The organism is Neolewinella litorea, from assembly GCF_004803465.1.
Taxonomy (GTDB): domain Bacteria; phylum Bacteroidota; class Bacteroidia; order Chitinophagales; family Saprospiraceae; genus Neolewinella; species Neolewinella litorea.
Genome location: NZ_SRSF01000007.1, coordinates 76,967 through 89,912 on the forward strand (window position 1 = coordinate 76,967; position 12,946 = coordinate 89,912).

Here is a 12,946-nt window from a genome sequence, read left to right on the forward strand (position 1 = left end):
GGTGACGGCCCGGTTTTCCTAGCTCAGTCCACCGTCCACGCTGATCACCTGCCCGGTGACGTAGCTGCTCAGGTCAGAACCCAGGTAGATGCAGGCGTTGGCGATCTCTTCCGGCGTGCCGAAGCGCTTGAGGGGGATGTTGGAGAGGTAACCTTCGCGGACCTTTTCCGGAAGCTCGTCGGTCATGTCGGTCTCGATGAAGCCCGGGGCGATCACGTTGCAGCGGACGTTGCGGCTGCCCATTTCCTTGGCGATCGACTTGCTGAAGCCGATGATGCCGGCCTTGCTGGCGGCGTAGTTGGCCTGTCCGGCGTTGCCCTGGATGCCGACGATGCTCGACATATTGATGATGCTGCCCCCGCCGCGCATCATGGTGCGCAAGGCGTGCTTGGTGAGATTGAAGACGGACTTCAGGTTGTTGTCCATGACCGTGTCCCACTGCTCCTCGTTCATGCGCAGCATGAGGGTGTCGCGGGTCACACCGGCGTTGTTGATGAGGATGTGCAGGCCGCCCATATCGGCGACGACGGTCTTGATGAGTGCTTCGGCCTGGGCGTAATCGGCCGCGTCGCTCTGGTAGGCTTTGACGTTTTCGCCGAGTTCCTCGACCAGGGCGTTGGCCGGTCCGGCGGAACTGCGATAGGTGAAGGCTACCCGCGCACCGGCGGCGGTCAGGGAACGGACCAGGGCGGCACCGATGCCACGTGATCCTCCGGTGATGAGGGCTACTTTTCCGTCGAGTAAGCTCATGGGGGCGTATCTTTTTTTGGTGGGGGCCAAAGGTAGGGTAAACTTAAGCGAGCGCCCCGGCCTTTTAGTAGCTCACCAAATAGTGCAGCCATGTTCGGAGATATGATGAAGCAGATGGAAGAGATGCAGGCCAAGATGCAGGAGCAACTGGCCCAGCAGTCCTTCGAAGCCGAGGCCGGCGGCGGCGCGGTACGGGTCAAGTGTGACGGTACCCGCACGATCCAGAACGTTAGTATCGACCCCGAGCAGGTAGATCCCTCTGATCTGGAGGCACTCGAAGACCTCATCGTGGTCGCCACCAACCGCGCGCTGGAGAAGGCCGCGGAGTACGAGGCCAAGCAAGCCGGTGGCATGATGGACAATATGCTGCCCGGCGGGCTGGGTAGCCTCCTTGGCGGATAAGTCTTACTTTTCAGGGAGAAAATCCCACCGGATAATTTATGGAAGAACTTGCGGGGATCATCATACTTGGAATTTTCGCCCAGTGGTTTGCCTGGCGCGTAAAGATTCCCGCTATCCTGCCCCTGATCGTTATCGGGTTACTGGTGGGTCCCCTGTCGACCCTCTTTACGGCCGACGGCAGCAAACTGATCAGTCCCATTTTCGAAGTCGGGCTGAACGAGGAGCCGGGGAGGGGACTCTTCCCGGGGGAGTCGCTGTTCTATTTCGTAAGTCTGGCCATCGGAGTCATCCTCTTTGAAGGGGGATTGACGCTGCAGTTTCGCGAAGTGCGGGAAACCCAGCGGTCGATCCTGCGGCTCATCTCGCTGGGCAGCCTGATCACTTTCGTGGGTGCAGGACTGGCCGCGCACTTCATCATGGATCTGGGCTGGAGCATCAGTTTTCTCTTCGCGGCCCTCATCATCGTTACCGGGCCGACCGTGATCGCGCCTATTCTGCAGAACATCCCGCTGAACCGCAACGTCAGTACGGTCCTGAAGTGGGAGGGTATCCTGATCGACCCCCTCGGGGCCCTGGTGGCGGTGCTCGTGTTTGAGTTCATCAGCTCTACGGAGCACGGCATCGGCTTTACGACCGAGGCCCTACGCACCTTCGTACAGATCGTCATCTACGGTGGCACCCTCGGTTTTCTGGCGGGCTACGGCCTGTTCCACATCATCAAGCGGGAGTTGGTGCCTCACTATCTGCTCAATGTATTCATCCTGGCCTACGTCCTATTCATCTTCGTGCTCAGCGACCAGCTGGCCCACGAATCCGGACTGCTTGCCGTGGTGGTCATGGGACTGGTGCTGGCCAATAAGGACGTGCCGCGCATCAAGGAGATTCTGTCGTTCAAGGAGTCGCTGAGCGTACTGCTGATATCGATCCTCTTCATCCTCCTGGCGGCCAACATGAATATGTCGGAACTTCGGCTGCTCACGGAAGACTGGCGTCCCCTGGCCCTGTTCGGCTGCGTCATTCTGGTACTGCGGCCGCTGAGCGTCTTCATCAGTACGGCCCGGGGCAACCTGAGTACCAACGAAAAACTCTTCATCAGCTGGGTGGGCCCGCGGGGCATCGTAGCGGCGGGTATAGCCTCCCTGTTCGGACTAAAGCTGGCGGCCGACGGTGTACCCGGGGCCGAGTACATCACTCCACTTGTCTTCATGATCGTACTCGGAACGGTGTTGATCAACGCCACCACCGCCCGCCTGGTCGCGCGCCTGCTGCACGTGATCCAGGACACCTCCAGCGGGGTGCTGGTACTGGGGGCCAATGATTTCGCCATCACCATCAGTGAGTACCTCAAAAAGCAGGGTCGCGAAGTTTTCCTCGTAGACAGCAACAGCAGCAACATCCGCCGGGCGCAGGAGAGAGGACTGCGCGGTATCGTGGGCAACATCTACAATTCTGATCTCAGTGACGAATACGACCTGCTCGACGTGGGGTACATGCTGGCCCTGACCGGTAGCAACGACGTAAACTCCTACGCCATCAACCGCTATGAAGACATCTTCGGTGAGCGGGGCGCCTACCGCCTGATCACGGCCGATGAGATGAAGTCGCCGGGCGCTACGGCCGACCACGAGCACATTTTCAGCCACACCGACGACTTCATCAACCTCAGCGAGGCTCACCGCGAGGCCGGCGTGATCCACGAACGCAAGTTGTACAGCCAGCGGGAGCTGGTTGATCTCCTCCTGATCGCCGCCGAGGAAAAGTATTCCATTCCGCTATTCATCAAGTCTCCCGACGGGTCGCTGAACGTGGTTCCCTACGACCCCGAAACCCTGGATGTGGACTCCGGCGGCTACCAATTGGTTTATCTGGGCGTGGAGCTACCGAACGTCAAAACCAATCAGCAGACGGTCACGGAAGAGCAGGGCAAGCTTTAGAACTTGTTTGGGCTTTACCATTTGACCTAATAAACGGTCCCTTTCCGCTTTGTCCTTCGTTGCTGAAAATGCCTATGTAGGTGGGCTACGATCTACTTTAAGCGCCTCGGCAACCCAAAGAGTGACTCCTTTTCAATCAGAGAAGGAAAACCCGTCCAAGCTCTATTTAGTATCTTCGGGGTTTAGCACCTAAAGAACTGTGGTCCGGAAGCACCAAACCAACTCCGCCCGCCGTTCCTGACCTACCTACCTGGAGTTTAGCCATATGCAATACATAATTATGTTAGTCCTTATGGGCTGCGCCTCGGTTTCCTTTGCACAGGATCCCGCGGACATATTCCATAAGACCGTCGATGTCGACGCCGTCAACCAAATTTCCTTTGACGTATATCCCAAGGATCAGGTGGAATTCCGATCCTGGCCGGGAGATGACCTGCTCATAGAAACGACCGTGCAGATCAAGAACGTCAAGCAGGATATCCTCGATTTCTACATGCGACAGAAGCGGTACGTCCTCAAACCGCAGGTCACCGGCGATGAGATGCAACTCGTCAGCTACGATAAGAACCGCCGCATGGTCAAGGGGACGGAGGGCACCGCCGCCGAAGAGGTGGTCATCGTCGTCTATCTCCCGGAAGACTTCACCCCGGCCGGTGACCGACAGTATACCCGCATAAGCCGGTAACCAGGCCCGGTGGGAGTGCGTAACTTTGCCCTCCATGCCGACCACCCTCGAAATAAAGCTTCCCCCCGCCGACCTGCAGGACCCGGCCGCGCTCCGGCGTGCCGTCAGCCGGCAGGGCAAGATTCCCGAGCAAGCCATTGCGGACATTGCCGTCAACCGCCGCAGCATCGATGCCCGGGGGGCTACGCCAGTTTTCCGGCTTCGCGTCGACGTATGGCAGCAGGGGGAGGAAGTAACCCCTGAATCCCCTCCCGCCCTTCACCTGCGCGACGTATCGAAAGCGCCGGCCGTGGCCATTGTAGGCTGTGGGCCAGCGGGAATGTTCGCGGCCCTGGAACTGATTGAACTTGGTCTTCGACCGATTATCCTTGAGCGGGGAAAGGACGTACGCGAACGCCGGCGCAGCCTGCGGGCGATTCAGCAGGAGGGGGTCGTGGATCCCGACAGCAATTACTGCTTCGGGGAGGGCGGCGCCGGAACCTACAGCGACGGCAAGCTCTACACCCGCAGCCTCAAGCGGGGCAACTACCTCAAAGCCCTGCAAACCCTCGTCGCCCACGGGGCACAGGAGGATATCCTGATCGACGCCCACCCCCACATCGGCTCCAATAAACTACCGGGCGTGGTGGCAAATATGCGGCAGACCATCCTCGACCACGGTGGGGAAATCCGCTTCGGTCACCGCGTCGATGACCTGGAGTACACCGATGACCTGACCGCCCTGATCGTAACCAACCCCGAGGGGGAATCGTACCGCTTCAGCGCATCGGCCTACATCCTGGCCACGGGGCATTCGGCCCGGGATATGTACACCCTCCTGCACCGCCGGGGCCTCCAGCTTGAGGCCAAGCCTTTCGCCCTCGGCGTACGCATCGAGCATCCGCAGCCCCTGATCGACCGGATTCAGTACGGGCAGGAGCAACGAGACGAAAATCTGCCCGCCAGCAGCTACAAGCTGGTGACCCAGGTCCGCGACCGGGGGGTATTCAGTTTTTGCATGTGCCCGGGCGGACTGGTCGTACCCGCCGCCACGGCCCCCGGCGAGATCGTGGTCAACGGTATGAGTCTCTCGCGCCGCGACAGCCCCTACGCCAATTCCGGCACCGTGGTGGCCGTGGAGATAGAAGACCTGGCGCCCTACGCCGCGGAGGGCATCTTCGCCGGTATGGCTCTCCAGCAAGCCGTGGAGCGGGCCATGTTCGCGAGCGGCGACGGCAGCCAACGGGCGCCGGCGCAGCGACTTACCGATTTCGTACAGGGCCGGGTATCGCGCGACCTTCCGGACACCAGTTACATACCCGGACTGCATCCCGCCCCCCTGCACGAACTGCTGCCCTCCAGCATTTACGACCGCCTACAGGAGGGCGTTCGCGCCTTCGGTCGAAAGATGCGGGGCTACTTCACGGAGGAGGCAAACGTCATCGGTACCGAAAGCCGCACCTCATCGCCGGTACGCATTCCCCGCGACCGCAAGACCTACCAACACCCCCAGGCGGCCTCACTATTTCCGTGCGGGGAGGGGGCGGGCTTCGCCGGGGGCATCCTGAGCGCCGCCATGGACGGACAGAACGTGGCCCGCGCCGTGGCCGCAAAGGTATTGGCGTAGTGCGGGCGGCGGCCCGGCTGCTGGGGGCGGTGCTGCTTACGCTGGGGGTGGTTTACCTGGGTTTCGCGGTGGACCGCACGGATTTCTGGTCGCTGTTCGGAGCCTTCACGGTGGCATTCGCCGGCTACTTGCTGGTGGTTCGCTTCGTGGGGGAGGATCGCGTGACGTCCTGGATTGTTCTAGGTATTCTGCTCCGCGTGGCTTTGGTTTTCGCCTTTCCCCGCCTGAGCGACGACGTCTACCGCTTCATCTGGGACGGCCAGCTTCTGGTAGCCGGGGAGAACCCCTTTGCGCACCCCCCCGCTCATTATCTGGAGGACACCGCGGCGGCGACCGGCCCTGATACGGCCCTGTTCAGTCGGCTGAACTCTCCGGATTACCATTCGGTATACCCGCCCGTCGCCCAAGCGGTCTTTACACTGGCGGCCTGGATCAGTCCGGGAAGTTGGTACGGTGCCGCCGTGGTCATGAAAGTGGTGCTGTTGCTCGCCGAACTGGGCACGCTCTGGCTGCTGCTGCGATTGTTGTCGGGGTACGGGCTCCCGCGTTCCCGCCTCTTGCTTTATTGGCTCAACCCGCTGATCCTCGTCGAGATTGTGGGTAACCTGCACTTTGAGGGGGTCATGCTCTGTTTTCTCTTGCTTTCGCTCTACCTGCTCACGCGCAGCAGGTACGGCGCGGCCGCGGGTGCAATGGCCTTCTCCGTGGCCAGCAAACTCCTGCCGTTGATGTTGCTCCCCTTCCTGCTGCAGCGCCTGTGGAAGCGACCGTTCTGGACCTATTTCCTCACCTTCGGGGCGGTTACTATGGCCCTTTTTCTGCCCTTGCTGATAGGAGGCGGGTTCCTGAGCGGATTCGGCAACAGCCTGGACCTCTACTTCCGCAAGTTTGAGTTCAATGCCAGCCTGTATTACCTGCTGCGCAGCTACGGGTTCTATGAAGTGGGGTACAACCAGATCGCCCGTTTCGGCCCCCTGCTTGCCCGGGTGGCGGCCCTGACCATTCTGATCATAGCGCTGGCCGACCGAAAGACCGACTGGCGCTCGCTGCCCGGAATGTGGCTGGCGGCCTTCGTGATATACCTGCTCTGCGCCACTACCGTACACCCCTGGTACCTGGCCGCGCCGATCGTACTGTGTTGCTTTACGCCCTGGCGTTTTCCGCTTGTGTGGTCGTACCTTATAATGTTAACTTACACCAGTTACACCACCGTACCGTACCGGGAGAACCTCTGGCTGGTGGGGGTAGAGTACTTGCTCGTGGCCGCATTCTTCCTCGTGGAACGCGGGTACCGCACAAAAGAAAGGCCCGCGCGAATCTCGCACGGGCCCCGATTGTAGCTTTCAGACTACCGGAATAACTGGAATTTAGTGCGCGTAATGCGCAGGGATATAGTACAAACCTTCAAAACGCGGCGGTGGGAAAACCAACAATCCCAGTCGCCATAAATAAGTGAACACGCTTTTTGGAAAAACTCGAAGGAGATGTTGCACCATCTCTTCGATATGACAAAGATAGGCGTGGGGGTGGGGGGTGGACCACCCCACGACCGTGGGGTGCCCGCAAAAATTATTGTTAAAATTTAGCTAAGAGCCGCTAGTCTTCCACCGGGTGCAGCGACATTCCGGCCGCCACCTCAATCATCTTCGCGTAGGCCGCGGCGTACTCATTGGGAATATCGCCGTCCAGGATAGCTTCCCGCACGCTGTCCTTGATCGCGCCCACCTCCCGGCTGGGGGGGATTCCGAAGGTTTCCATGATCAGTTCGCCCGAGATGGGGGGTTGCCAGTTGCGCAGGTGGTCTTTTTCCTCGATCTCCCGCATGCGCTCCCGCAGTTGCTCGTAATTTTCGAGGTAGCGCTGCACCTTTTTGGCATTCTTGCTGGTGATGTCGCTCTCGCAGAGGGTCATCAGGTCTTCAATATCCTCGCCGGCGTCAAAGAGGATGCGGCGTACGGCCGAGTCGCTGATCTCTTCCTGGGTCAGGGAGATGGGTCGCTGGTGCAGGGCCACCAGTTTCTGAACGTACTTGAGTCGGTCGTTGGGCAGCCGGAGGCGGCGGAAGATCTTCGGAACCATCCGTTCGCCGACGGCATCGTGGGCGTGGAAAGTCCAGCCGGCTTCGGGCTCCCATCGTTTGGTGCGGGCCTTGCCAATGTCGTGCAGCAGGGCCGCCCAGCGCAGCCAGAGGTCGTCGCTGCGGTCGGCCAGGTTGTCGACCACCTTGGTGGTGTGGATGAAGTTGTCCTTGTGCTTGCGGCCGTTGCGGCTTTCCACTCCGCGCAAGGCGGCCAGCTCCGGCAGGATGAAGGCCAGCAACCCGCTCTCGTCGAGCAGGCGCAGGCCCACGCTGGGCGTGGAGGCCAGCAGGATCTTGTTCACTTCGGTGGCGATGCGCTCCCAGCTAATGATCTTGATCCGTTCGCGGTGCTCCTTGATGGCCCGGAAGGTGACCGGATCAATGCGGAAACCAAGTTGGGTAGCGAAACGGATAGCCCGCAACATACGCAGGGGGTCGTCGCTGAAGGTCTTGCCGGGCTCCAGGGGGGTGACGATGCGCTTGGCTTCGAGGTCCTCCAGTCCGTTGAAGGGGTCGATGATGCTGCCGTAGTCACGCTCGTTCAAACTGATCGCGAGGGCGTTGATCGTGAAATCGCGGCGGTTCTGATCGTCGCTCAGGGTGCCCGATTCTACAGTAGGCTTGCGGCTATCGGAACGGTAGCTCTCCTTACGGGCCCCGACGAATTCGATCTCAAGGTCGTGGTGCTTCAGGGCGGCAGTGCCGAAGCGCTTGTATACGGTTACCCGGCTGCGGGGGTGCAGGTTTTCGCCCACCCGCTTGGCCAGTTCTATGCCACTGCCGACGCAGACGATATCAAGGTCCTTACTCGGCCGCGCCAGCAGCCGGTCGCGCACGTAACCACCTACCACGTAAGTGGGGTAGCCGAGGGCCGCGGCGGACTGCCCGATAACCTCAAAAATCTTGCGTTCGTCTTCCCTGATCTGAAATATCATACCGGGGGCGAAGATAAGACTTAACACTACTCCACCCCCAGTAGAGTGGGCCGCTCTACCTATGCGCAAAAACTAATGAACGCACATCTTTACCCCTGCCTGCTCGTATTGCTCCTTACTGCCTCGCCCGGCACCCGCGGCCGCGCCCAAGACACGATAGCCCGCCAAAATTTCGAGCCCGTCGCGCAGCCAGTCCTTACCTACACTACCGAAACCGCCCCCTACGGCTCGGGCGGGATACCCACCTGGAATGTGGTCGACCGCATCCGGGGCATTGAGGATGCCGCCGATGGAACCCGGTTCTGGGCCGCGCGCGACGTGGAAAACACCATCTCGGGTGCCCCCCGCAGCGCCATCACCTTTGACGCCGGCAATATCTGCTCCCTGACCAGTGCCCGCTTCGTGTTCGCGTACCGCGTGGTGGGCTACGACGGCGGCGACGATTTCGGTTACGTGCTGCATCTCGACGGCTTCCCCGAACCGGAAGTGATCCTGATCGACGGGCGCAACGGGGGCGGCATTTCCACCGACGGTTGGGTATACGATACCGTGGCCATTCCCGGCACCGCCCAAACCGCGGCCCTAAGCCTGTTCTTCGACCAGAACGGCGACGACGTGGCCGCCATCGACGATGTCCAGCTCCTGGCGACCGGAAACCAGGGGAGTTGCCGGCCCATCTGTGGCATCCGGCTGGGGGAGCCCGTCGTAAGCTGTGAGAGTTTCACCCCGGACGCCGACGAGCTTCAACTGCGCATCCCCTACTCCGGGGGCGAATCGGGCGTAAGCGTGACCAGCAGCACTGGAATCATCGGCGGAGACGACCCGGCCTCCCAGGCCGACGGCACCATCACCCTCGGCCGACTTCCCGAAGGGGAGGTACACGTATTGCGGGTGAAGGGCGGTGACTGCGACCTGACCCTCCAGCTGGCGTACCCGGCAGACTGGTGCACGCCCAGCGACCTGGTCATCAACGAAGTGCTGGCCGACCCCGGCGAAGACATCAACGGCGACGGGGTCATCAACGGAGCGGACGAATTCGTGGAGATCTATAACCGGGGAACAGTAGACCACGACCTTGGTGGGCACACCGTGCACGAGGGGTCCAACTCCGGTGCCCGCTTCACCTTTCCCGCGGGAACCGTTTTGGCACCCAACGCCACCTTCCTCGTGCTGGCGGGGGGCGGAAGCTTGAATCCCGACTGCGCCCACGGAATCGCCAGCGGTTTCCTTGGTCTGAATAACGACAGCCCGGAGACCGTGACCCTCCGCGACCCGGACGGCAAGGTGATCGCCCAGTTTTCCGTCGAAGACGCACCCGCGGGCGAATCGCTCGTGCTGTCGCCCGACGGAAACCTCGACGGTGGATACCAATTGCACACCGCCGTGGCCGGCACGCCGTCCTCGGCCTGCGTGGAGACGGCCCGCCTGCCGGTGGTCCTGCAATCCTTTACCGCCACTTCCCTGCACGATGCGGTACGGCTGGACTGGCGGACAACCCAGGAAACCGATAATGAGGTATTCGTGGTGGAGCGGAGCAAATCCGGTCGCAGCTTCAGGGAAATCGGGCGCGTTCCCGCCGGTAACGGACGGTACTTTTTCGTGGATTACGCGCCCTTCCCCGGGCAGAATATCTACCGGCTGCGACAGTTGGATACCGACGGACAGGAAACGGTCTTCGGGCCCCGGCTGGTCCGCCTCGACAGCGGAACCGTGCGTGTGTACCCCAATCCGACCAGCGGAAAGCTGTTCCTGAGCGGTGAGATTGAGCCCGACGCGGTTGCTTCTGTACACCGGCCCGACGGCCGGCGGGTACTTTCCTTCCGGGGGGGTGCGGTGAATGTGCGCGCGCTACCCGCGGGTGTGTATTACCTGCGCATCCGGCGGGCTTCGTCTTCCGAATCGTTCCGCTTTATAAAGGAATAGATCATCTCGTGGATCCGCGGCCGGATCGAGAGCTCGTAAATACCCCGGCGGTTTCGGCTCGGGTGCACCCGGTTGCTTAGGAAGATGTAGAGCAGGTCGTACTCCGGGTCCGCCCACACAAAGGTGCCGGTATATCCACTGTGCCCGAAACTAGCCGGGGAGGCGTCCTTGGCCACCGAACTGGTCGCGGCGTCGTACTGTAGCAGGGGCTTGTCGAAGCCCAGGCCGCGGTGGCTCCCTTCCTCGGGATATTGGTAGCGGGTGAATTCCTGCACGGCCTCCTCGGTGAGATAACGCCGGCCCTGATAGGTGCCGCCGTTCATGAGCATCTGGTACAGCTTGGCCAGGTCTTCCGCCGTTGAGAAAAGTCCGGCGTTGGCGCTTACCCCGTTCATCAGGGCCGCGCCCTCATCATGAACTACCCCGTGCAGGGTATCCATGCGGAAGAAGGTGTCCACCTCGGTCGGCACGATGCGGTCGAGCGGAATGCCGCGGTCCAGGGGGCGGTAGCCCAGTTCGTCCGCCCCCAAGGGGTCGTAGAAGTTTTCCCGGAGGTAGCTGCGGTAGTCCTGCCCGGTAGTGCGCTCCACGTACTGCGGCAGCAGGTAGAAGAGGAGCCCGGAGTAGACGTAGTCGCCCGGTGGTTTAAGGGGCGATTTGCGGATCGCGCGGTAGATGTCTTTTTCCCGGTAATTATGGTGGAGCCACAGGTCGTCGGTGAGCCGGATGGGGAAGCGGCGGGAGCTGTCGCGGCGGATCGTGCGGGGGCGGAACCGGTAATCGTTGGTGCGGGTAGCGTCCCAGCTTTTGCGCCAGGGGTAGCGGGCGTTCCCGCGGAGGGTGGACTGCCAATACGGTACCCAGGGTAGGAGGCCGGCGCGGTGGGCCAGCACGGAGCGTAGGGGGATTTCCTGCTTATCCGTCCCCTTCAGTTCCTCAAACAGGAGGCCGAGCGGGGCATCGAGGTCCAGGCGGTGCTCCCCGTATTGCTGCATGAGCACCAGGAGGGCGGTGGAGGTCTTCGTTACGGAGGCCAGGTCATACACGTCGTCCGGTCGGGTGGCGCGCTCCTTATCGTAAGTATGGTAACCTGCAGTAACGTGAACCAGGGGTTGGCCGTGGTGCCACACCAGCACCTGCGCACCGGGAAAGGCGCCGGCCGCTATGCCCTTTTCGAGCACTGAGCGGATGGAGTCCTCCAGGGTATCCTGGGCCGTGAGCGGTCCAAGCAGCAGGACCAACAGGGGCAGTAGAAGTCGCATAGGCATAGGGTTTGGGCGGGTGCGCGGGTGCCGTGCAAAGTACCGATTAAAGCGGAGTCCAGTGGGTCTCCATCGTCGCCAGCACCTCCGACCCGTCGCGGTAGAGGGCGTGAGAATGGGCGCCGCTTGCCGTTTCCGTTTGCGCCGTGAGCCGGTCGCCGTAGCGGGCTTCGCGGTGGTAGGCGATGTCGGCGCGGCGGGGCAGGTGGGCAGACAGGAATTCCGCCCCCAGCGGCTCCAGCATTAGTTCCGGGAAGGCGGGGTTGGTCAGGTGGTTGTTGAAGTCCAGGTGCGAGAAGGCCACCCGGAACTTCATTTCTCCCGTCGGATGTTCCGGCGCGACCAGCTTTCCTTCCGGGCGGGGCAGGTGGGTGGCGGGGTCCGGCAACTCGCCGAGGCGCTCCACCACCTCATCCGGGATGGGGCGGATGCGCCGAGCATCGAGGCTCATGACCGACCAGGACGAGGTGGAGCGGATGATGGGGGTATGATCCTGGTCCAGCAGGTAAAAATCCCGATAGGTGATCAGTCGGCGCTCAATGTGGGTCGGCAGGGTGACCACATTCACGGGTTCACCAAGCGTGGGCCAGCGCTCCGCTTCGATGACCTGTCGGTGCATGACCCAGGTTAGGCCATGGGAAGCCAGCAGGTCGGTGCTGGATACGCGGAGGCGGTCGGTATTCTGAATGGCGGCTTCCTGGAACAGCCGGATCAGGTGGGGCAGGGTAAGGTAGCGGTGGGGCCCGACGGTAGACGCTGCGATCCGGGCCGCGACGGTTTCCCGCAGGGGCGATTCGGGGCCGCGAAATGGAATTGGCTGTAACAACTTTTTGTTTATTTTTGCCAAACTCAAAACATACAGTATGGCATTACGGGCGGTTACCCGCAGACCCGTGTTTATCGCCTCCTTTGGTCCGTCGCCGGTGGAGCGGACGGTGGTTGACGGTGGGGGCGGTGGCGCGGAAGATACTCCGACGCCGACATTCCGGCTGCGCGACCGTTTTCCCGAAGCCGGGGCCGAAGCGCAGGGAGGGGTTTCCGATGGTTACTGCTTCCGCATCACCTTTGCCGCGGGCCGGCTCGGCCAAACGTTGGAACTGCTCCGCGCCTTCCTGGCGGAAGAGGGCTACGGGGATATTCCCCTGCCTGCAGATGCCGAGGAGCTGAAGAAATTTCGCCTGCCGCCCAAGCTTCGGCACCAGTTGTCGCTGTTCGGGGAAGACGGCTACGTCCACAACCCGGTGAAGGTACTTTTCCCGCCCCCGGGGGCACGCCGAGGAGCGCTGACGTTGGAAATTTACAACGAGCACGCGCCAGGCCACCTGCTCCGCTTTCACCGGCGGAGTTAGGGAAAAGGGGGAAAACGGAC

At 61.6% G+C, this 12,946-nt stretch carries 11 protein-coding genes; 7 read left to right on the top strand and 4 right to left on the bottom strand.

The window, feature by feature from the left end; genetic code table 11:
* Positions 1 to 18 precede the first annotated feature (18 nt).
* The gene (gene fabG, locus E4021_RS14185) at positions 19 to 750 is read right to left on the bottom strand and encodes a 3-oxoacyl-[acyl-carrier-protein] reductase (protein WP_136460033.1); all 732 of its coding nucleotides are present in this window, start codon (positions 748 to 750) and stop codon (positions 19 to 21) included.
* A gap of 90 nt (positions 751 to 840) precedes the next feature.
* Here fabG and E4021_RS14190 point away from each other — a divergent pair, with 90 nt between their 5' ends.
* The 5 genes from E4021_RS14190 to E4021_RS14210 all read left to right on the top strand — a co-directional run bounded on the left by E4021_RS14190 (position 841) and on the right by E4021_RS14210 (position 6,717).
* Positions 841 to 1,152, top strand: coding sequence for a YbaB/EbfC family nucleoid-associated protein (locus tag E4021_RS14190; protein WP_136460034.1), 312 nt, complete (start codon positions 841 to 843; stop codon positions 1,150 to 1,152).
* 38 nt (positions 1,153 to 1,190) lie between these two features.
* Positions 1,191 to 3,086, top strand: a complete 1,896-nt coding sequence (locus tag E4021_RS14195) for a cation:proton antiporter (protein WP_136460035.1) — start codon at positions 1,191 to 1,193, stop codon at positions 3,084 to 3,086.
* 280 nt (positions 3,087 to 3,366) lie between these two features.
* Complete coding sequence (locus E4021_RS14200) at positions 3,367 to 3,771, top strand: hypothetical protein (RefSeq protein WP_136460036.1); 405 nt, start codon at positions 3,367 to 3,369, stop codon at positions 3,769 to 3,771.
* A gap of 34 nt (positions 3,772 to 3,805) precedes the next feature.
* Positions 3,806 to 5,377 carry an NAD(P)/FAD-dependent oxidoreductase gene (locus E4021_RS14205; protein WP_136460037.1) on the top strand — a complete coding sequence of 524 codons (1,572 nt, stop codon included), beginning with the start codon at positions 3,806 to 3,808 and terminating at the stop codon, positions 5,375 to 5,377.
* Positions 5,377 to 6,717: a glycosyltransferase 87 family protein gene (locus E4021_RS14210; protein ID WP_168797612.1), complete on the top strand. Its 1,341-nt coding sequence runs from the start codon at positions 5,377 to 5,379 to the stop codon at positions 6,715 to 6,717. The genes E4021_RS14205 and E4021_RS14210 overlap by 1 nt, the downstream gene beginning before the upstream one ends.
* A 256-nt stretch (positions 6,718 to 6,973) precedes the next feature.
* Here the strand turns inward: E4021_RS14210 and E4021_RS14215 are convergent, their stop codons facing one another.
* The gene (locus E4021_RS14215; RefSeq protein ID WP_136460039.1) at positions 6,974 to 8,392 is read right to left on the bottom strand and encodes a CCA tRNA nucleotidyltransferase; all 1,419 of its coding nucleotides are present in this window, start codon (positions 8,390 to 8,392) and stop codon (positions 6,974 to 6,976) included.
* 75 nt (positions 8,393 to 8,467) lie between these two features.
* On the opposite strand from E4021_RS14215, the gene E4021_RS14220 reads away from it, so the two are divergent.
* Positions 8,468 to 10,315, top strand: a complete 1,848-nt coding sequence (locus tag E4021_RS14220; RefSeq protein WP_136460040.1) for a lamin tail domain-containing protein — start codon at positions 8,468 to 8,470, stop codon at positions 10,313 to 10,315.
* Here the strand turns inward: E4021_RS14220 and E4021_RS14225 are convergent.
* Both E4021_RS14225 and E4021_RS14230 read right to left on the bottom strand, forming a co-directional pair.
* The gene (locus E4021_RS14225) at positions 10,258 to 11,577 is read right to left on the bottom strand and encodes a serine hydrolase domain-containing protein (RefSeq protein WP_168797613.1); all 1,320 of its coding nucleotides are present in this window, start codon (positions 11,575 to 11,577) and stop codon (positions 10,258 to 10,260) included. The genes E4021_RS14220 and E4021_RS14225 overlap by 58 nt on opposite strands.
* Positions 11,578 to 11,623: 46 nt before the next feature.
* A complete protein-coding gene (locus E4021_RS14230) occupies positions 11,624 to 12,403 on the bottom strand; it encodes an acyl-[acyl-carrier-protein] thioesterase (protein ID WP_168797614.1) in 780 nt (259 codons plus the stop codon).
* Between the two features lie 37 nt (positions 12,404 to 12,440).
* Between E4021_RS14230 and E4021_RS14235 the strand changes: the two genes are divergently transcribed.
* Positions 12,441 to 12,926, top strand: a complete 486-nt coding sequence (locus tag E4021_RS14235) for a hypothetical protein (protein WP_246050308.1) — start codon at positions 12,441 to 12,443, stop codon at positions 12,924 to 12,926.
* Positions 12,927 to 12,946 lie beyond the last annotated feature (20 nt).

Excerpts from the sequence above, each read along its gene's own strand:
- E4021_RS14205 (WP_136460037.1), top strand. The coding sequence starts at position 3,806 with ATGCCGACCACCCTCGAAATAAAGCTTCCCCCCGCCGACCTGCAGGAC.
- E4021_RS14235 (WP_246050308.1), top strand. The coding sequence starts at position 12,441 with ATGGCATTACGGGCGGTTACCCGCAGACCCGTGTTTATCGCCTCCTTT.
- E4021_RS14195 (WP_136460035.1), top strand. The coding sequence starts at position 1,191 with ATGGAAGAACTTGCGGGGATCATCATACTTGGAATTTTCGCCCAGTGG.
- E4021_RS14200 (WP_136460036.1), top strand. The coding sequence starts at position 3,367 with ATGTTAGTCCTTATGGGCTGCGCCTCGGTTTCCTTTGCACAGGATCCC.
- E4021_RS14215 (WP_136460039.1), bottom strand. The coding sequence starts at position 8,392 with ATGATATTTCAGATCAGGGAAGACGAACGCAAGATTTTTGAGGTTATC.
- E4021_RS14220 (WP_136460040.1), top strand. The coding sequence starts at position 8,468 with ATGAACGCACATCTTTACCCCTGCCTGCTCGTATTGCTCCTTACTGCC.
- E4021_RS14190 (WP_136460034.1), top strand. The coding sequence starts at position 841 with ATGTTCGGAGATATGATGAAGCAGATGGAAGAGATGCAGGCCAAGATG.
- E4021_RS14225 (WP_168797613.1), bottom strand. The coding sequence starts at position 11,577 with ATGCGACTTCTACTGCCCCTGTTGGTCCTGCTGCTTGGACCGCTCACG.
- fabG (WP_136460033.1), bottom strand. The coding sequence starts at position 750 with ATGAGCTTACTCGACGGAAAAGTAGCCCTCATCACCGGAGGATCACGT.